The sequence below is a fragment of the Paraburkholderia lebeckiae genome (assembly GCF_050436325.1).
GTDB classification, from domain to species: Bacteria; Pseudomonadota; Gammaproteobacteria; order Burkholderiales; family Burkholderiaceae; genus Paraburkholderia; species Paraburkholderia tuberum.
This window is the reverse complement of the sequence record NZ_JBNDLZ010000003.1, coordinates 2,397,051-2,415,069: the sequence shown is the minus strand read 5'-3', so window position 1 is coordinate 2,415,069 and position 18,019 is coordinate 2,397,051. Positions and strand designations below refer to the sequence as shown.

At 66.0% G+C, this 18,019-nt stretch carries 15 protein-coding genes; 10 read left to right on the top strand and 5 right to left on the bottom strand.

The features are described 5' to 3' along the window. Positions 1-5: 5 nt before the first annotated feature. The 8 genes from OKW44_RS28985 (at position 6) to hutG (ending at position 9,490) form a co-directional block, all read left to right on the top strand. Positions 6-929 (top strand): LysR family transcriptional regulator, encoded by a 924-nt coding sequence (locus OKW44_RS28985; RefSeq protein ID WP_018418559.1) that lies wholly within the window; start codon positions 6-8, stop codon positions 927-929. Positions 930-1,260: 331 nt separating this feature from the next. Next, entirely contained in the window at positions 1,261-2,781 is a 1,521-nt protein-coding gene (hutH, locus tag OKW44_RS28980) for a histidine ammonia-lyase (RefSeq protein ID WP_018418558.1), read from the top strand. Between the two features lie 25 nt (positions 2,782-2,806). Continuing rightward, positions 2,807-3,502: a histidine utilization transcriptional repressor HutC gene (gene hutC / locus OKW44_RS28975; RefSeq protein ID WP_018418557.1), complete on the top strand. Its 696-nt coding sequence runs from the start codon at positions 2,807-2,809 to the stop codon at positions 3,500-3,502. 61 nt (positions 3,503-3,563) lie between these two features. After that, positions 3,564-5,252 (top strand): urocanate hydratase, encoded by a 1,689-nt coding sequence (gene hutU, locus OKW44_RS28970; protein WP_018418556.1) that lies wholly within the window; start codon positions 3,564-3,566, stop codon positions 5,250-5,252. An 8-nt stretch (positions 5,253-5,260) separates the two neighbouring features. Continuing rightward, positions 5,261-5,911 carry a HutD/Ves family protein gene (locus OKW44_RS28965; protein ID WP_018418555.1) on the top strand — a complete coding sequence of 217 codons (651 nt, stop codon included), beginning with the start codon at positions 5,261-5,263 and terminating at the stop codon, positions 5,909-5,911. Between the two features lie 84 nt (positions 5,912-5,995). Beyond that, positions 5,996-7,225, top strand: coding sequence for an imidazolonepropionase (hutI, locus tag OKW44_RS28960; RefSeq protein WP_018418554.1), 1,230 nt, complete (start codon positions 5,996-5,998; stop codon positions 7,223-7,225). 15 nt (positions 7,226-7,240) lie between these two features. Next, positions 7,241-8,626 (top strand): formimidoylglutamate deiminase, encoded by a 1,386-nt coding sequence (locus OKW44_RS28955; protein WP_018418553.1) that lies wholly within the window; start codon positions 7,241-7,243, stop codon positions 8,624-8,626. A gap of 51 nt (positions 8,627-8,677) precedes the next feature. Then, complete coding sequence (hutG, locus tag OKW44_RS28950) at positions 8,678-9,490, top strand: N-formylglutamate deformylase (protein ID WP_018418552.1); 813 nt, start codon at positions 8,678-8,680, stop codon at positions 9,488-9,490. A 336-nt stretch (positions 9,491-9,826) separates the two neighbouring features. On the opposite strand, the gene OKW44_RS28945 is transcribed toward hutG, so the two are convergent. Then, on the bottom strand, positions 9,827-9,961 hold the full coding sequence (locus OKW44_RS28945; protein ID WP_260328236.1) for a hypothetical protein: 135 nt from the start codon (positions 9,959-9,961) through the stop codon (positions 9,827-9,829). Between the two features lie 342 nt (positions 9,962-10,303). On the opposite strand from OKW44_RS28945, the gene OKW44_RS28940 reads away from it, so the two are divergent. Continuing rightward, a complete protein-coding gene (locus OKW44_RS28940; RefSeq protein WP_018418550.1) occupies positions 10,304-10,966 on the top strand; it encodes a hypothetical protein in 663 nt (220 codons plus the stop codon). A 187-nt stretch (positions 10,967-11,153) separates the two neighbouring features. After that, the gene (locus OKW44_RS28935; protein WP_051103755.1) at positions 11,154-13,082 is read left to right on the top strand and encodes a DUF3857 domain-containing transglutaminase family protein; all 1,929 of its coding nucleotides are present in this window, start codon (positions 11,154-11,156) and stop codon (positions 13,080-13,082) included. A gap of 58 nt (positions 13,083-13,140) precedes the next feature. On the opposite strand, the gene OKW44_RS28930 is transcribed toward OKW44_RS28935, so the two are convergent. The 4 genes from OKW44_RS28930 to glgA form a co-directional block, all read right to left on the bottom strand. Further along, entirely contained in the window at positions 13,141-14,292 is a 1,152-nt protein-coding gene (locus tag OKW44_RS28930; RefSeq protein ID WP_018418548.1) for a branched-chain amino acid ABC transporter substrate-binding protein, read from the bottom strand. Between the two features lie 420 nt (positions 14,293-14,712). Further along, the gene (locus tag OKW44_RS28925) at positions 14,713-15,174 is read right to left on the bottom strand and encodes a hypothetical protein (protein WP_018418547.1); all 462 of its coding nucleotides are present in this window, start codon (positions 15,172-15,174) and stop codon (positions 14,713-14,715) included. A 145-nt stretch (positions 15,175-15,319) separates the two neighbouring features. Beyond that, a complete protein-coding gene (gene pdxY / locus OKW44_RS28920; protein WP_026225483.1) occupies positions 15,320-16,186 on the bottom strand; it encodes a pyridoxal kinase PdxY in 867 nt (288 codons plus the stop codon). A gap of 248 nt (positions 16,187-16,434) precedes the next feature. Continuing rightward, positions 16,435-17,919 (bottom strand): glycogen synthase GlgA, encoded by a 1,485-nt coding sequence (gene glgA / locus OKW44_RS28915; protein ID WP_018418545.1) that lies wholly within the window; start codon positions 17,917-17,919, stop codon positions 16,435-16,437. Positions 17,920-18,019: the final 100 nt, after the last annotated feature.

Below are 18,019 nucleotides of genomic sequence, written 5' to 3'. Positions count from 1 at the left end.
CAACAATGAAAACCTCCACCGACGAATTGCTGGTGTTCGTCACCGTGATCGACAGCGGCTCGATTACCGCGGCGGCCGAGAAGCTGGGGCAGACCGTGTCCGGCGTGAGCCGCGCGCTCACGCGCCTCGAGCACAAGCTCGACACCGCGCTCGTGCGGCGCACGACGCGGCGGCTGCATCTGACCGAGGAAGGAGACGCGTTCCTGCGGCGCGCCCGCGCGATCCTCGACGCGCTCGAAGAGGCCGAGGAGTCGGTCGCGCGCGGCCGGCAACGGCCGTCGGGGCGCTTGCGCGTCGATGCGGCGTCGCCGTTCATGCTGCATTGCGTGGCGCCGCATATGACCGCCTTTTCAGCGCTGTATCCGGAGATCCGGCTCGAATTGACCAGCAACGAGCGGATCGTCGATCTGCTCGAACAGAAGGTCGACATCGCGATTCGCATCGGCGCGCTGCAGGATTCGACGCTGCATGCGCGCGCGCTCGGCGAGAGCAGGCTGCGCGTGCTCGCGAGCCCGGCGTATCTGGCAGAGCACGGCGAGCCGACCACGCTCGACGCGCTGAAAGCGCATCGGCTGATCGGCTTTACGGCGCCGGAGCATTTGAATCGCTGGCCGTTGCGGGAAGGGGGCAGGGGAACGAAGCGCGCCAAGGGGCAGCGGGACGAAGCCGCGCTGCTGAAGATCGAACCGTCGATCACCGCGTCGAGCGGCGAAACCTTGCGGCGACTGGCTCTCTCCGGCTGGGGCGTCGCCTGTCTGGCCGACTTCATGACCGCCGGCGACGTGCGCGAAAACCGCCTCGTGCCGATTCTCGGCAACCTGCTCGTCGATGAACGGCAGCCGGTGCATGCGGTGTACTACCAAAGCGCTTCGCTCGCTGGGCGCGTGCAGTGCTTTCTGGATTTCATCGCGGCGCGGGTCAAGCTCTGATCCGCGTCGCAGGGCCTTCTGTCCTATAACCCAGATATCGGCGGAGCCGGCGTGTCCGGCTTCCCGCCAGCGAGAGCGCGCCAATTTTGGTTGGCCAGATGGCGGCCCGCGCCGCGAAAGTGTATATACAACTGCGGGCTAAATCACGGCGCCACGCCGACCCATGCGTCCAGGACCCGCCGCCTACGACCTGCCGCCAACCCCGCCGCGCTCCCGCCGAGCCACGTGCCAAATAATGGAAATTCCCAGGCACGAAATCTCGAAAAATGAGTTGTATATACAAGGCCCGCCGGCTAGACTAATTTGAACTTGTATAGACAGGACGACAACCATGATTCTGAAGCCCGGCTACCTGACCCTCCCGCAACTGCGCCAGATCGCGCGTGAGCAGCTCACCCTTGAACTCGATCCCGCGAGCCACGCCGCCATCGACGCGTGCGCGCAGGCCGTGGCCGACATCACCGCCAGGGGCGAGCCGGCTTATGGCATCAATACCGGCTTCGGCCGCCTCGCCAGCACGCACATTCCGCGCGATCAGCTCGAACTGCTGCAACGCAATCTGGTGCTGTCGCACGCGGTCGGCGTCGGCGAGCCGATGTCGCGTCCGGTCGTGCGTCTGTTGATCGCGCTGAAGCTGTCGAGCCTCGGCCGCGGCCACTCGGGCATCCGCCGCGAAGTGATGGAGGCGCTGATCGCGCTGTTCAACGCCGACGTGCTGCCGGTGATCCCGGTCAAGGGCTCGGTCGGCGCGTCGGGCGACCTCGCGCCGCTCGCGCATATGTCGGCGACCCTGCTCGGCGTCGGCGAAGTGTTCGCGAAGGGCGAGCGCATGCCGGCCACCGAAGGCCTCGCGCTCGTCGGTCTGAAGCCGCTGACGCTGCAGGCGAAGGAGGGTCTCGCGCTGCTGAACGGCACCCAGGCTTCGACCGCGCTCGCGCTGTACAACATGTTCGCGATCGAAGACCTGTACCGCACGGCGCTCGTCGCCGGCGCGCTGTCGGTCGACGCGGCGATGGGTTCGGTCAAGCCGTTCGATGAACGCATCCACGAGCTGCGCGGCCATCGAGGCCAGATCGACGCGGCCGCGGCTTATCGCTCGCTGCTGCAGGGCTCGGCGATCAACGTGTCGCACGCCGACTGTGACAAGGTGCAGGACCCGTACAGCTTGCGCTGCCAGCCGCAGGTGATGGGCGCGTGTCTCGACCAGATGCGCAATGCCGCCGAAACGCTGCTGATGGAAGCGAACGCGGTCTCCGACAATCCGCTGATTTTCCCGGACACCGGCGAAGTGCTGTCGGGCGGCAACTTCCACGCCGAGCCGGTCGCGTTCGCGGCCGACAACCTGGCGCTCGCCGTGGCGGAAATCGGCGCGCTCGCCGAACGCCGCATCGCACTGCTGATCGACGCGACGCTGTCGGGCCTGCCGCCGTTCCTCGTCAAGGATGGCGGCGTGAACTCCGGCTTCATGATCGCGCACGTGACGGCCGCCGCGCTCGCGTCGGAAAACAAGACGCTCGCGCATCCGGCTTCGGTCGATTCGCTGCCTACGTCCGCGAACCAGGAAGACCATGTGTCGATGGCGACGTTCGCCGCGCGCAAGCTCGGCGATATCGCCGACAACACCGCGAACATCCTGTCGATCGAACTGCTCGCTGCCGCCCAGGGCGTCGATCTGCGCGCGCCGCACAAGACCAGCCCGAGCCTGCAGAAGGTGATGGACCTCGTGCGCAAGGACGTTGCGCACTACGAGCTCGATCACTACTTCGCGCCGGACATCGCGGCGGTTACGAAGCTCGTGCAGGCCGGCGCGGTCGCGAAGCTGAGCCCGTTCTCGTTCGCGTCGGAACGATGAGTCGTCGAGAGCGCGGACCACACCCATGAACGCACCCGCTTATCAGGGCATCAAGGACTTCATCCTCGCGCGCATTCATGCGGGCGAGTGGGCCGAAGGCGACCAGGTGCCCTCCGAAAACGAGCTTGCACGCGAGTTCAGCGTCGCGCGCATGACGGTCAACCGCGCGTTGCGCGAGTTGACCTCGGAGCAGGTGCTGACACGTGTACAAGGCTCGGGCACTTTCGTCGCCCGTCCCAAGTACGAGTCGACCCTGGTGGCGATCCGCAGCATCTCCGATGAAATCGTTGCGCGCGGTCATCGCTATCAGGCGAAGGTGCTGAACATCGGCGCCAGCATCGCCGATGCGGCGCTCGCCGAAGAGATGCAGGTGAGCGCGGGCGGCCCCGTGTTTCATTCGCGCCTGCTGCATTTCGAAAACGAGGAGCCGGTGCAGCTCGAGGAACGCTGGGTCAATCCGGCCGTCGCACCCGAATACGCGCTGCAGGACTTCACGAACACCACGCCCAACCAGTACCTCGTGCGCGTCGCGCCGCTGCAGCGCGTCGAGTACCGCATCGAGGCGCTCGCCGCCGACGAGATCACGCGCGAGCTGTTGAACATGAGTGAACGCGAGCCGTGTCTCGTGCTGCACCGGCGCACGTGGTCGCAAGGCGAGGTCGCCTCGATCGCGAATCTGTGGCATCCGGGCACCCGTTACCGCTTCACGGGGCATTTCTGAATTCGCTTTTTCGTCTTCGCCGAATCTTTATCGAACATCTTCACGCATTATTAGGGACACCATGAACAATCCTAAACACATCGATCCGCGTCTTGATCCGACTCGCACGATCCGCGCACCGCACGGCGCGGAAAAGACCTGCAAGACCTGGATCGCGGAAGCCGCGTACCGGATGATCCAGAATAATCTGGACCCCGAAGTCGCCGAGCACCCGCACGCGCTCGTCGTGTACGGCGGCATTGGCCGCGCCGCGCGCAATTGGGATTGCTTCGATCAGATCCTCGCGTCGCTGAAGGACCTGAACGAAGACGAAACGCTGCTGATTCAGTCGGGCAAGCCGGTCGGCGTGTTCCGCACCCATGCGGACGCGCCGCGCGTGCTGCTCGCGAACTCGAACCTCGTGCCTCATTGGGCAACGTGGGAACACTTCCACGAACTCGACCGCAAGGGCCTGATGATGTACGGCCAGATGACCGCGGGCAGCTGGATCTACATCGGCAGCCAGGGCATCGTCCAGGGCACCTACGAGACCTTCTTCGCCGTCGCGAACCAGCACTTCAACGGTGACCCGAAGGGCCGCTGGATTCTGACCGGCGGTCTCGGCGGCATGGGCGGCGCGCAGCCGCTCGCGGCGACGATGGCGGGCTTCTCGATGATCGCGGTCGAATGCGACGAGACGCGCATCGACTTCCGTCTGAAGACGCGCTACGTCGACAAGAAAGCGAAGACGCTCGACGAGGCGCTCGCGATGCTCGATGAAGCGAAGCGCGCCGGCAAGCCGATCTCGGTCGGTCTGCTCGGCAATGCCGCCGACGTGTTCGCCGAGTGCGTCGCGCGCGGCATCACGCCGGACTGCGTGACTGACCAGACAAGCGCGCACGATCCGATTCACGGCTACCTGCCGCAGGGCTGGACGGTCGGAGACTGGCGCGAGCGCATGAAGACCGCGCCGGAAAGCATCGTTACGCCGGCCAAGCAGTCGATGGCCAGGCAGGTGCAGGCGATGCTGACGCTGCAGGAACGCGGCGCGGCAACGCTCGACTACGGCAACAACATCCGCCAGATGGCGCTCGAAATGGGCGTGGAAAACGCGTTCGATTTCCCGGGCTTCGTGCCGGCGTATATCCGGCCGCTGTTCTGCGAAGGCAAGGGCCCGTTTCGCTGGGTCGCGCTGTCGGGCGATCCCGAGGACATCTACAAGACCGATGCGAAGGTGAAGGAACTGATTCCCGACGATCCGCATCTGCACAACTGGCTCGACATGGCGCGCGAGCGCATCGCGTTCCAGGGTCTGCCGGCGCGGATCTGCTGGGTCGGCGTGAAGGATCGCTATCGTCTCGGCCAGGCGTTCAACGAAATGGTCAGGAACGGCGAGCTGAAGGCGCCGATCGTGATCGGCCGCGATCACCTCGATACCGGTTCGGTCGCGAGCCCGAACCGTGAAACCGAATCGATGAAGGACAGCTCGGACGCGGTCAGCGACTGGCCGTTGCTGAACGCGCTGCTGAACACGGCGGGCGGTGCGTCGTGGGTGTCGTTGCATCACGGCGGCGGCGTCGGCATGGGCTTCTCGCAGCACGCGGGCGTCGTGATCGTCGCGGACGGCACGCAAGCCGCGCACCAGCGCCTCGGCCGCGTGCTGTTGAACGATCCGGCCACCGGCGTGATGCGACACGCCGATGCGGGCTATGAACTCGCGCAGCAGACGGCGCGCGAGGCGGGCCTCAATCTGCCGATGCTGGGCCGCTGATCGTGACCATGGCCAACCATGCGGGCGGCATGGCAGGCGTCACGCTGATTCGCGGCGCCGATCTCGTGGCGGCGCCGTGGAAAAACGGCGGCGGCGTCACGCGTGAGGTCGCGGCGTTTCCGTCGCACGGCGGCGGGCAGCGCGCGGTGAGCGCCGACTTCGTGTGGCGCGTGAGCGTCGCCGAGGTTGCGCAGGCGGGGCCGTTCTCGCGCTTCGACGGCGTCGACCGGACGCTGGTGTTGCTGTCTGGCGCGGGCATGCTGCTCGATGAGCTGGGCGATGCGGGCGTCGCCTCGACGCATGTGTTGCGGCAGCCGCTCGACATCGCGCGCTTCGATGGCGCGACGCGCATCGACGCGCGGCTCGTCGACGGGGCGACGCGCGACTTCAACCTGATGGTGCGGCGCGACGTGGCGCAGGGCGCCTTGGACGTGTGGCGCACTGGCACGCAGCAGGATGCGCCGCGCGTGCTCGACGGCGACGTGGCGCTGCTGTTTTGCGCGGGCGGCGCGGTCACGGTCGGACTGGCGGCGGACCACGCGCAAGCCGTGCGGCTCGACACCGGCGACACGCTGCGCGTCGACGGGCCGAACGCGCTCACTTGTACGCTGACGGGCGACGGCGCGGTGCTCGCGATCACGATCCGCTACACGCGATGATGAATCAACCGTGATAGGGCCTCACATGCGCTCCATCGCGGACAACCCATCCACAGACACGCAACGAGCGGCAAAGAGCACGCGATGAAGCAAACCGTCTGGCATCACCTGAATTTGTGCCCGCAGGGCGATCCTCGCCACACGCTCGCCGATGCCGCGATTGCGGTCGACGACGGCCGTATCGCGTGGCTCGGCGCTTTCGCCGATTTACCCACGCCCTATGCCGCATGGCCGCGCGAAGATCTGCGCGGCGCATGGGTGACGCCGGGCCTGATCGATTGCCATACGCACCTCGTGTACGGCGGCCAGCGCGCCGACGAATTCGCGCAGCGGCTCGCGGGCGTCAGCTACGAAGAAATCGCGCGACAGGGCGGCGGCATCGTGTCGACGGTGCGCGCGACGCGCGCCGCGGACGAAGCGTCGCTGTTCACGCAAGCGGCCGCGCGGCTCGAACCGCTGCTCGCCGAAGGCGTGACGGCGATCGAAATCAAATCGGGCTACGGCCTCGATCTCGCGAGCGAGCGCAAGATGCTGCGCGTCGCGCGGCAGCTCGGTGAGCGCTATCCGGTCACGGTCTATACGACGTTTCTCGGCGCGCACGCGTTGCCGCCCGAATTCGCGGGCCGAGCGGACGCGTATATCGACGAAGTCTGCAACACGATGCTGCCCGCGCTCGCGGACGAAGGCCTCGTCGATGCGGTCGATGTGTTCTGCGAGCGCATCGGATTTTCGCTGGAACAGAGCGAGCGCGTGTTCAACGCGGCCGCGCGCTACGAGCTGCCGGTCAAGATGCACGCCGAGCAGTTGTCGAACGGCGGCGGCACCGCGCTCGCGGCACGGCATCGCGCGCTGTCGGCGGATCACCTGGAGTTTCTCGACGAAGCCGGCGTCGCCGCGATGAAGGAAGCAGGCACCGTCGCGGTGCTGCTGCCGGGCGCGTACTACTTCATCCGCGAGACCCAGTTGCCGCCGCTCGAACTGCTGCGGCGCTACGAGGTGCCGATCGCGATCTCGACCGACAGCAACCCGGGCACGTCACCGGCGACTTCGTTACTGCTGATGATGAACATGGCGAGCACGCTGTTTCGCATGACCGTGCCCGAGGTGCTGCAAGGCGTCACCACGCACGCTGCGCGCGCGCTCGGCAAGAGCGAGCGGCATGGTGCGCTGCAGGTCGGTCGCGCGGCAGACTTCGCGGTGTGGTCGGTCGATTCGCTGGCGGAGCTCGCTTACTGGATTGGCCGGCCGCTCTGCGCGCGCGTCGTGCGCGCGGGCGAAACCGTTTATACGCGGCGCGAGTCGCGTGCGACCTGAACTAGAACCTGAGAGATGACGCAATCCAATCAATCGCTGTTCGCCGCTGACGCGTATCTGCCTGAGGGCTGGCGCCGCAACGTGCTGCTCGAATGGGACGCTCACGGCACGCTGACCGCTGTCACGACGGATCGACCCGAGGCGCCGGCTGGTGTGCCGAAGGCGGCGGGCCCGCTGATGCCAGGCATGCCGAATCTTCACTCGCACGCGTTTCAGCGCGCGATGGCGGGGCTCACCGAATATCGCGCCAACGCGACGGATAACTTCTGGTCGTGGCGCGACCTGATGTATCGCTTTGCCGCGCGCATCATGCCGGAAGACCTCGCGAGCGTCGCGCAGTGGCTCTACATCGAGATGCTGAAGGCGGGCTATACGTCGGTGTGCGAGTTTCACTACGTGCACCACGCGCAGGACGGCCAGCGCTACGCGAATCAGGCCGAGCTTGCGCAACGCGTGGTGGACGCGGCATCGGCGAGCGGTATCGGCATCACGATGCTGCCGGTGCTGTATCAGTACAGCGGCTTCGGCGCGCGCGCGCCGCGCGACGATCAGCGGCGCTTCATCAATACGCCTGAGAGCCTGCTCGATCTGCTCGGCACGCTACGCGCCGCGCGCCCCGAACATGCGGCGCTGCGTTACGGCGTGGCGCCGCATTCGCTGCGCGCGGTATCGGAGGCGTCGCTGCGCACGTTGCTCGGCGGCATCGACGCAACCGTGCCTGTCCACATCCATATCGCCGAACAGACCGCCGAGGTCGACGCGTGCCTCGAAACCGAAGGCACGCGGCCGGTGCAATGGCTGCTCGATCGTTTCGATGTGGACAGCCGCTGGTGTCTCGTGCACGCGACCCACGTCGATGCGAATGAAACGCTCGCGCTCGCGAAGAGCGGCGCGGTCGCGGGTTTGTGTCTGACCACCGAGGCCAATCTCGGCGACGGCATTTTTCCCGCGCAAGACTATCTCGACGCGCACGGCCGCATCGGCGTCGGCTCGGATAGCCATGTCGGCGTCGATTGGCGCGCCGAGTTGCGTCTGCTCGAATACGGCCAGCGTCTGACGCGCCGGCAGCGCAACGTGCTGGCGTCGGCGCAAGCACCGCATGTCGCGGATCGTTTGTACGCGGCCGCGCTCGACGGCGGCGCGCGTGCGACCGGCCGCGCGGTCGGCGCGTTGCAGCCGGGCCATCGCGCGGACTGGCTCGTGCTCGACGCCGACCATACGAGCATCGCCGGGCATGAGCGCGAGGCGTGGCTGTCAAGTGTCGTATTCTGCGAGCACGGCGATACGCCGATCCGCGACGTCTACGCGGGCGGCGTCAAGCTCGTCGACGATCGCCGGCATCGCGATGAAGAGGGTGCCTATGCGCGCTATCGCGCGGCGCTCGCGGAACTGCTCAAATAACGGCCATGACCCGCCGAACTGATTCTCCGATCCCACTGATTCCGGACTGACATGACTGCTTCGAACCTCACGCCGGTTTTCTCGCTGCATCAGGGAAGCCTGCCGCTGCTGATCTCGATCCCGCATCTGGGCACGCAAATCCCCGCCGACATCGCCGTGACGATGACACCGGTCGCGCAACGCACCGACGATTGCGACTGGCATCTCGATCGCCTGTATGCATTCGCGAAGCGCCTCGGCGCGTCGATCCTGACGCCGGCCTACGCGCGCTACGTGGTCGACCTGAACCGTCCGCCCGACGGCGCGAACCTGTACCCGGGGCAGGACACTACGGGTCTGCTGCCGGTCGATACGTTCGAGAAGGAGCCGCTCTATCGCAATGGCCATCTGCCCGACGACGCCGAGATCGCGCGCCGTCGCGACGCGTACTGGAAGCCGTATCACGACGCGCTGACCGGCGAGCTCGCGGCGCTGAAGGCGAAGCACGGCAAGGTGTTGCTGTGGGAAGCGCATTCGATCCGCTCGCGCGTGCCGCGTTTTTTCGACGGACGTCTGCCGGATTTCAACTTCGGCACGTCGAACGGTGCGAGCGCCGCGCCGGGCCTGGCTGACGAACTGGCCGCGCTGGTCGAGCGGCACGGCGGCTATACGGCGGTCGCGAATGGCCGTTTCAAGGGCGGCTATATCACGCGGCAATACGGGCAGCCCGAGCAGGGCGTGCATGCGGTGCAACTCGAACTGTCGCAGATCACGTACATGGAAGAGCGCCTGCCTTATGCATACGATGAACACCTAGCCGCGAAGGTCGAGCCGCTGCTCGAAGCGCTGGTAACGACGGCTCTCGCTCGCGTGAAATCCGCCTGAAGCAAAGGTGTCCTGACGGGCGTCGCGATGACGGTTATGACGAAACGCGCCGCTTCGCTTCGTGTATTCCTTTGTCACCACGCGGATCACGATTGCTGCAAGAACGCGCGGCATCGCGGTCCGCGTCGGCCTGCATCGGTCAGCGTATCGCGAAGGTGTAACAGCATGTGTCCGTGATTGCGTGCCGGCGCGTTCATATGGAATGGTTTGAGCGTCGAGCGCGCACAGCGTATCGCGCGCCGGCGGTTTCACGACGCGGCGCGCCATGAAAAAAAGCCCCGCGAAAGCAGGGCTTTTTGATGTGCACCGCGTCCATCGGACACGGTTTCACCGCCATTAGTGGCAGCGCTTTTCCCAATGATGATGCACGTGCACTTTATGGCACTCGAGGTGATGCTCATTGGCCTGAGCGGGAGCGATCGCGCTCAGGGTGGCAACGGCCGCGGCGATGGCGAGAACGATTTTCTTCATTACAAAACCCTTAAGTCAGTGTTGTGGAGCAACCGATGCAGCACGACGCGTGCCGCATCGGCATGCAAGCATGCCATATGAAGCGGCCGCAGGTAGGAACGGCGGGCGAATACGTGTATCAATGCAACACGCGATGTGTCATAAGCCCTGTTTCAACGCACTTTGCGCTGAATTGGCCGGTGTGTACCGTGTCAAATGTGTAGCTTCGGCATCTGGGCCCCAGCGCACGCAAAGCGGCATCGCGGCATTGCACGCGACACCGCACGACGACTACCCTTTCAAAACGATGACGTGCGCGACGCGGTTATCGATTCATCAGGCGAAAAGATGGAAGACCCAGCGATGGAAGATTCCGACGAATTGCTGCTGCCAGTCTGGCGCGCGAACCTGGTGTTGCTGACCAGCGAGGTCGGCGCCGCGAGCCGGCTCGCGCGCATGATGACGTTTTCCGCGAGCTACCTGAAGCTGATGCTGTCCGGGCAACGCGAATTCAGCGAGGAATTCGTGCGCGGCGTCGAGGCCGTCACCGGTTTGCCGGGTGGCTGGATGAACGTGCCGCACACCGGTCAGGAGATCCCGCCGAATGCGCGCGAGGCGATCGACAACGAGCTGCCGCTTGCGCGCTTTCGGGGCACCGCGCATCCGGTGCGCAAGAAGACGGTGTTGCGGCCCGAGCCGATTTTTGGGCAGCCGCCGCCCGCGCGACGCCTCGAGGAAGAAACGCTCGATGTCGAGGCGCACCGCCGTCACGCGCATTTTCGCAAGGTGCGCGATCTCGCGACGCAGGAAGTGCGGCGCTTCGAGCGGCACCTGCTGCACGCGCCGGTGGAGCTCGCATCGATGCGCGCGAAGGTCGAGGACGTCATGGCCGCGGCCGAACTCGACAACCGCATTCAAGCCGACCTGGAGGGCCGGCTCGAACAGATCGATAAGCACCGGCACATGCTGTTGCGACACGTGGAAAAACTGCAGGCGCTGCTGAGCCAGCTCGACGACGGCGAGTGAAGACGATCGACGGCGGCCGCTGCATCGCGGGTGCGCCTGTGACTTCGATGCCGCTCGAGCTCGACGCGGCAACGGCGACTCCGGCCCGAAACGCACGGGTCGGCGATGTGCTACAACGACGACACGAACCTGGCCGAGGTGGATCTTGGGCAACATCGTCGTCACGTTGGCGCACACGTCGATCGCGATGATCGGGCTCGCGTGCCGCGTGCGCAGCGTGCGCGTCGCGGCGTTGCTTGCCACGCTATCCGCCGCGAACGGCATCGCCTTGCCGCTTTGCGCGGCAGCCGGCGAAATCGCCACCTCCGCCAACGAACGTGCCCCTGCGACGATCGAGCGCGACGTCCATTTGTTCGTGATCCAGAAAGACGGTTCCGTCGAGGAACACGACGACACGCTGATGCGCGCGGACACGGCCAGCGGCGTCGACGCGATCGCGCAACGCTACGTGTGGTTCAACAAGGACATCGAGCAGGTGCAACTGCTGGCCGCCGAAACGATCGACCCCGACGGCACCGCGCATGCGGTCGGTCCAGAGGCAATCCGCGACGTGCAGGAGCCGCGCTCGTCCGGCGCGCCGAGCTTCGAGGACGGTGTGTTGCGCACCGTGATCTTCCCCGGCGTCACGACCGGCTCGCGCGTGCACCTGGAATTTCGCAAGACCCGCGCGAAGGCGCTGCAAGCGGGCACCTTCGCCTATCTGGTCGAGCCGTCGCTCGAGCCCGTCGACGAGCAGCGTCTGATCTTCGATCTTCCCGCCGACGTGCCGCTCTATGCGGACGCGCGCGGCTACGTCGCGCTACCGCCCGTCACCGCGAACGGCCGCACGCGCTACGAGTTCGACTACCGGCACGGCCCCTATGCGCGGCTCGAAGCGGGCGCGGTCGGCTACGCGAACTGGGGCGACCGGCTGATGGTGTCGACGGTGCCGGACTTCGCGAGCTTCGCCGCGCGCTATCGCGGTCCCGCCGACAACGACGCGACCCGCGACGATCCCGCGATCATCAGTCTCGCGCGGCAACTGACGGCAGGTCTCACCGATCCTCGCGACAAAGCCCGCGTGCTGTACGACTGGATGCGTCTGAACATCCGCTACGTCGCGCTTTTTCTCGGCGAGACGGCGACGATTCCGCACAAGGCGGCCGACATCCTGCGCAACCGCTATGGCGACTGCAAGGACCACGTCGCGCTATACGGCGCGCTGCTCGCGGCCGCCGGCATTCGCAGCGAGCCGGTGCTGCTCAATCTCGGTCCGTACTACAGGTTGCCCGAGGTTCCCGGCTACGGCGCGAGCGCGATCAATCACGCGATCATCTGGATTCCCGAGCTGGCGCAATTCGCGGACACGACGGCGGGCGGCACCGCGTTCGGCTATCTGCCTGGCGGCGTCATGGACCGGCCGGTGCTGCTCGTCGACGACGGCGTGCTCGCGCGCACGCCGGCCACTCAACGGCGCGAACGCAAGGCGCGCGTGCAGATCGACATCGACGAAAACGGCACCGCACATTATGCGTACCGCGTCGAGGATCGGGGCTATACCGCGGAGCTCGAACGCAACACGTTCCGCCGCGCGACGCGCCAGGGCGCGCAGCAGCTTGCCGCCAGGCGTCTGCTGCAAACGGGCTTGCACGGCTCCGCGCAATTGCAGACCGACGACGTCGCCGTGACCGGCGGACCGTTCGCGACGTCCATGCAGGGCAGCGTGCCGCATCTGATCTGGCCGGACGGCACGACCGCCGTGCGGGCGCTCACGAGCCTCGCCGGCGGCATTGGCTCGCAGGTCGAGGCGTGGCTCGCGGAGCCCGTCAGAACGCAGCCTTGGGCGTGCATCGGCGGGGAGTTCGAGGAAACGCTGGAAATGAGCTTGCCGCGCTTCGTGCGCGTGACGGACCTGCCGACCGACAGCACGGTCGAGGACCCGTTGCTCACGTTTGCGTCGCGCTACGTCTTCGATCCGGCGACGCGCACGTTGCAGGTCAACCGGCATCTGCGAGCCGCGTTCGGCCATCGGATGTGTACGCCAACCGAATTCGCGGCGATTCGCGACGCCCTCGTGCGCATCGAGCGCGATCTCGATGCCGAAGTGGTCGTCCGGGCGGCGAGCGCGCGGCAGTAGCGCGCCCGGCGCGGGCCACGCGCCGGGCAGGGCCGCCACGATTTACCGGACGTGGAGCTTAGGTGCCGCTCTTCGTCACGATCGGCACCCACGCGCCGTTCTTCACCTGATACAGCGTCGACGCGCCGCTCTTCAACGCGCCGGTACTGTCGAACGAGATCTTGCCGGTCACGCCGTCGTAGTCGATCGACTTGAGCACCGGACGGTACACGTTCGGCGAGTCGGATTTGGCCTGCTGCATCGCCCTGATCGCGACCCACGCACCGTCGTAGCCGAATGGCGCATACGACAGCACATCCGCGCCGAAGCGCTTCTTGAACTTCGCGTTGAAGTCCTTGCCGCCCGGCAGTTGCGCAAGCGGTCGGCCGTATTCCCAGGCCATTGCGCCGTCGGACGCATCGCCCGCGAGCTTGATGAAGTCCTCGTCCATCACGCCGCCGCCGCCGATCAGCTGTGCGTTCAGGCCGAGCTGCTTCATGCGCCGCGCGAAGCCCGCCGCCTGGCTGTCGAGGCCGGCGAAGAACACGAGGTCGGCGTTGGCGGCCTTGAACTTGGTGATCTGTGTGCTGAAGTCGACCGCGTGGTTGTCGGTGTATTCGCGCGCGACGATGTTGCCGCCGTGCGCCTTCACGGCCTTCTCGAACTCGTCGGCTTCGCCCTGGCCGAACGCGGTGCGATCGTCGATGATCGCGATGCGCTTGGCCTTCGTCACCTCGACGGCATAGGCGCCCGCATTGCCGGCGTTCTGCGCGTCGGTCGAAATCACCATGAAGGTGTTCGCGAAGCCGCGGCCCGTGATGATCGGATTCGTCGCGGCGGGATCGAGCACCGGAATGCCAGCCTGCTCGTAGACCTGCGAGGCCGGGATCGTCGTGCCCGAGTTGAAGTGGCCGACGACCACCGCGACGCCCGAGTCGACCAGCTTTTGCGCGGCCTGCACGCCGACGCGCGGGTCGGCCTGGTCGTCCTGCGAGACGATCTCGAAATGCGCGACCTTGTCGCCGATCTTGATCTTCTGCGCGTTGGCTTCGTCGATCGCGAGCCGCACGCCGTTTTCCAGATCCTTGCCGTAGCCGGCATTGGCGCCCGTCAGCGGCGCGGCAAAGCCGATCTTGACCGGCAGGTCGTCGGCGAAACTGGCAACAGGCGCGACGGCAAACATCGCACCCACAAGCATGGCCAGCGGTTTCAGCGTGTTGCGAAGACTCATGGTCTCTCCTTGCATCGACGGTTGTTATGAAAGCGGTACGGCAGCAAAGCGGTACGACACGTGAGGCCGAGGCAAGCCCTCGCGCATCGCAAGACTACGAAGGATCGATCGCCGCTCACAATGCTGGAATACGCGCACTGGCGGTGAGCCTCGCAGCGTGTTCGCGACGTCAATCTGGGGCGAATATAGAAAGCCAAATTGCCTTCGTCTTGGCAATTCGTGGCGTTTTGGATGAGCATTTCGGCATAAGCCGCAGCAGGTGCATGTGGTGCACATGGAGCGTGCGTCAGGCGTGCAAGCTGGCTTGCCGTGCGAAGGTCCGCTTCGGCTGCGGATTACGGCATATGCTTAAGAAGCCGGCGCGAGCGCGCCGGCCGGTGTTGCGGCGTTGCGTTGTCGGAGGAGATTCGAACCTTTTGCCTAGCGCTCGCCTTGCTGACGCAGCAGCTCTTCACGCAGACGCAAAAGCGGCGCCTTCGTGTCTTCGTCGGCCCACGTGTCGAGATCGTCGATCGCGCGCTGGCAGCCGTCGAGCACCACGTCGAGATCGACCGGCACGCCGTTGTTCAGCGCGAATTCGATCGTCTCGGCGAACTGCTGGCACTCGTCCTCGCCGTACGAGATGTCGAGATTGTCGGCGATGATTTCGGCGATGTTGCTGCGTGCCTTGTCGTCGGCCGTCACCATGTCGACGATGCCGCGCGCGACGGCGGCCGAGTAGTAGAGCGCGATATCGAGCCATTGCGCGGGATCGAAGTCGGGCTGGTCGAACTGGTTCTCGAAGAACTCGATCGCTTCCTGTTCGTGCGCTTCGTCCGCGTCGACGCTGATGCACAACTGCTCAAAAAATTCTTCCCGCTCGCTGCGGATATAACCGTCCATCGAATGCCTCGTCTGCTGAATGCCGGATGCTGAAAATGCCGTGGCGCGAGGGCGCAAGCCCTGGTCCATGCGGCAGGCATTATAGGACGGCCGCCAGCGGGGTGCTGGCGAGGGCGCTCGGCAACGAGCGACGTGCCTAAGTTATCTAAGCCGTCTCCGCGACCCACGCATCGAACCACTCGCGCGGCTGGGCGATTTCATTTTGCATCGCCACCAGTTCGAGTTCATAGCGTCCGGCCTGCCAGGTCGCCTTGACGACCGCGTTGACCGCGGCGAGCGTGTGCTCGAAGGCCGAGCGGATCGAATCGCCGAGCAGCGTGCGCGCGACGAAGACCGCGCTAGTCAGATCGCCGACGCCGACCGGCTGGCGCGCGAACGGATAGAGCGGACGCTGTCCCATCCACGCTTCGCGCTCAGTGACGACGAGCATGTTGAAGCGGTCGGCGGGGCTGTTGCGATCGAGCAGATGCTTGACGAGCACGAGCTTCGGCCCACGCGCGAGCAGCTCGCGGCACGCGGTGACGGCTTCCTCGAGCGTCTCGATCTCGCGACCGACGAGGCGCTGCAATTCGATGTGATTCGGCGCGATCCCGTCGGCGACTTGCGGCATTTCTTTCACGAGGAATTCCTGGATGCCCGGCTCGACCTTGTAGCCGCCCGTGGCGCCCATCACCGGATCGCAAAAGTACCAGGCGCGGGGATTGGCCGCCTTCACGGCCTTGACGATGTCAATCACCGCCTGCGCCTGTTCCTTCGTGCCGAGATAGCCGGAGAGCACTGCGTCGCAGCGCGGCAGCATGCCGATCGCGCCGATGCTGTCGACGAGATCTTCCATCTGCGATGCGTCGATCGCGCTGCCGCTCCAGTGCCCGTATTGCGTGTGATTCGAGAGCTGCACGGTGTTGAGCGGCCACACGTTGACGCCGAGCCGGCACATCGGAAACACGGCCGCGCTATTGCCGGCGTGACCGAACACGACATGGGACTGGATGCTCAGAACGTTTTTCGTCATGGTAAGGCTCGCGCGACCGGTCATGCGCGATCAAAAAACACTGGAAGGGGAGGCTCGCGCGGGCTGGCCGATGGCCCGGGCGCCGCGCGGCAGACATGCCTGATACAGATGGTGCAGGAAAAACCCACGAACTGCATAGCCGGCAAGTTAGCAAACGATACAGGAGTTTGACAGCCGCGAGTTGATCCGTCCCCGTGCTGTTGCGCCGAACCATCAAACGCGCGTGAAGATTAACGAAGGCTGACAGTTCAGCGTGCGGCGGATGCTTCAGACGGGGTGAGCTCGCGATACAAGGCCAGATAGCGGTCGGCCGACGCGCCCCAGCCGAAGTCCTGGCGCATCGCGCGCCGCTGCGTGGCCTTCCATTCGGTGCGGCGTCCGTACAGCGCGAACGCGCGGCGGATCGCCGAGGCGAGTCCCTTCGGATCGAAGCGTTCGAAGACGAAGCCGGTGGCGAAATCGTCGGCGAGGTTTTCGAGCGATGCGTCGGCGACGGTATCCGCGAGGCCGCCGATGCAGTGCACGAGCGGCAGCGACCCGTAGGCGAGCGCATAGAGCTGGGTGAGCCCGCACGGCTCGAAGCGCGACGGCACCGCGACCACGTCGCTGCCGGCGATGATCGTATGCGCGAGGGTTTCATCGAAGCCGAGCTCGACCGCGACCGATTCCGGATGCGCCTGCGCGACCATCCTGAGGCCATTCTCGAGCGCCGGATCGCCGGTGCCGAACACGACCAGTTGCCCGCCGCGCTTGACGATCTCGGGCACCGCACCGAGCAGCAGATCGAGGCCTTTCTGCTCGGTCAGCCGGCTGACGACGCCGAACAGCAGCGCGTCGCTTCTCTGCGCGAGGCCGAAGCGCTTTTGCAGCGCTTCCTTGCAGGCGAGCTTGCCCGCCAGTCTCGACGCGCTGTAGTGCGTCGCGAGCAGCGTATCGGTGGCGGGATTCCACACCGTGTAGTCGACGCCGTTCAGGATGCCGCTCAGATCGTGCGCGCGATGGCGCAGCAGCGCATCGAGGCCGCCGCCGTGCGCGAGCGTCTGGATTTCGCGCGCGTAGGTCGGGCTGACGGTCGTGATGCGGTCGGCGTAGTAGAGCCCGGCCTTCAGGAACGACAACTGACCGTAAAACTCGACGCCGTGCATGTTGAAGAAATCGTGCGGCAGGCCGAGCAGGCCGAACTGATGCGCGGGAAAAATCCCCTGGTAGGCGAGGTTGTGGATCGTGAACACGCTGCGCGCGGGCGCGCGGCCGTGCTGGCGTTCGGCGGCCTTCAGGTAGGCGGGCGCGAGCCCCGCGTGCCAGTCGTGCGCGTGGACGATTTGCGGCGACCACGTTGGGTCCATTTGCTGCGCGAGTTGCGCGGCGACCCAGCCGAGCAGCGCGAAACGCTGTGCGTTATCGCCGTACGGCACGTGTTCGTCGTTCAGATAGGGGTTGCCGGGGCGATCGTACAGCGACGCGGCGCGGATCACGTAGACGGCGAGCCCGTTGGTGGGCAGCGTGCCGCGTTCGAGCGTCACGTTCGGCGCGCCGAAGCGGCTGCCCAGTTGCGCGACCGGCTGCAGATCGCGCAGGCCGGCGAGCACGGCCGGAAAGCCCGGCAGCAGCACGCGCACGTCGGCGCCGCGCTCGATCAGCGCGGACGGCAGCGCGCCCGCGACGTCGGCGAGACCGCCCGTTTTGAGGAGGGGATACAGCTCGCTTGCGACGTGCAGGGCGCGAATCGTCATAGGCCGGGTCTCTGTCGGGGTGGCAGGGTTGCTCGGGGTCGGCAAATAGTCAGCGGTGGTTCGGGCGAAGCCAGCGCCGGCGGCGCGTGGCCGCCGGCGC

What these genes read in the sequence shown, in the direction of transcription:
- OKW44_RS28965 (WP_018418555.1), top strand. Translation starts at nt 5,261, where the DNA reads ATGGCCAACCATGCGGGCGGCATGGCAGGCGTCACGCTGATTCGCGGC.
- hutG (WP_018418552.1), top strand. Translation starts at nt 8,678, where the DNA reads ATGACTGCTTCGAACCTCACGCCGGTTTTCTCGCTGCATCAGGGAAGC.
- OKW44_RS28945 (WP_260328236.1), bottom strand. Translation starts at nt 9,961, where the DNA reads ATGAAGAAAATCGTTCTCGCCATCGCCGCGGCCGTTGCCACCCTGAGC.
- OKW44_RS28955 (WP_018418553.1), top strand. Translation starts at nt 7,241, where the DNA reads ATGACGCAATCCAATCAATCGCTGTTCGCCGCTGACGCGTATCTGCCT.
- hutH (WP_018418558.1), top strand. Translation starts at nt 1,261, where the DNA reads ATGATTCTGAAGCCCGGCTACCTGACCCTCCCGCAACTGCGCCAGATC.
- hutC (WP_018418557.1), top strand. Translation starts at nt 2,807, where the DNA reads ATGAACGCACCCGCTTATCAGGGCATCAAGGACTTCATCCTCGCGCGC.
- OKW44_RS28930 (WP_018418548.1), bottom strand. Translation starts at nt 14,292, where the DNA reads ATGAGTCTTCGCAACACGCTGAAACCGCTGGCCATGCTTGTGGGTGCG.
- OKW44_RS28940 (WP_018418550.1), top strand. Translation starts at nt 10,304, where the DNA reads ATGGAAGATTCCGACGAATTGCTGCTGCCAGTCTGGCGCGCGAACCTG.
- glgA (WP_018418545.1), bottom strand. Translation starts at nt 17,919, where the DNA reads ATGACGATTCGCGCCCTGCACGTCGCAAGCGAGCTGTATCCCCTCCTC.
- hutU (WP_018418556.1), top strand. Translation starts at nt 3,564, where the DNA reads ATGAACAATCCTAAACACATCGATCCGCGTCTTGATCCGACTCGCACG.
- OKW44_RS28925 (WP_018418547.1), bottom strand. Translation starts at nt 15,174, where the DNA reads ATGGACGGTTATATCCGCAGCGAGCGGGAAGAATTTTTTGAGCAGTTG.
- pdxY (WP_026225483.1), bottom strand. Translation starts at nt 16,186, where the DNA reads ATGACGAAAAACGTTCTGAGCATCCAGTCCCATGTCGTGTTCGGTCAC.
- OKW44_RS28985 (WP_018418559.1), top strand. Translation starts at nt 6, where the DNA reads ATGAAAACCTCCACCGACGAATTGCTGGTGTTCGTCACCGTGATCGAC.
- OKW44_RS28935 (WP_051103755.1), top strand. Translation starts at nt 11,154, where the DNA reads ATGATCGGGCTCGCGTGCCGCGTGCGCAGCGTGCGCGTCGCGGCGTTG.
- hutI (WP_018418554.1), top strand. Translation starts at nt 5,996, where the DNA reads ATGAAGCAAACCGTCTGGCATCACCTGAATTTGTGCCCGCAGGGCGAT.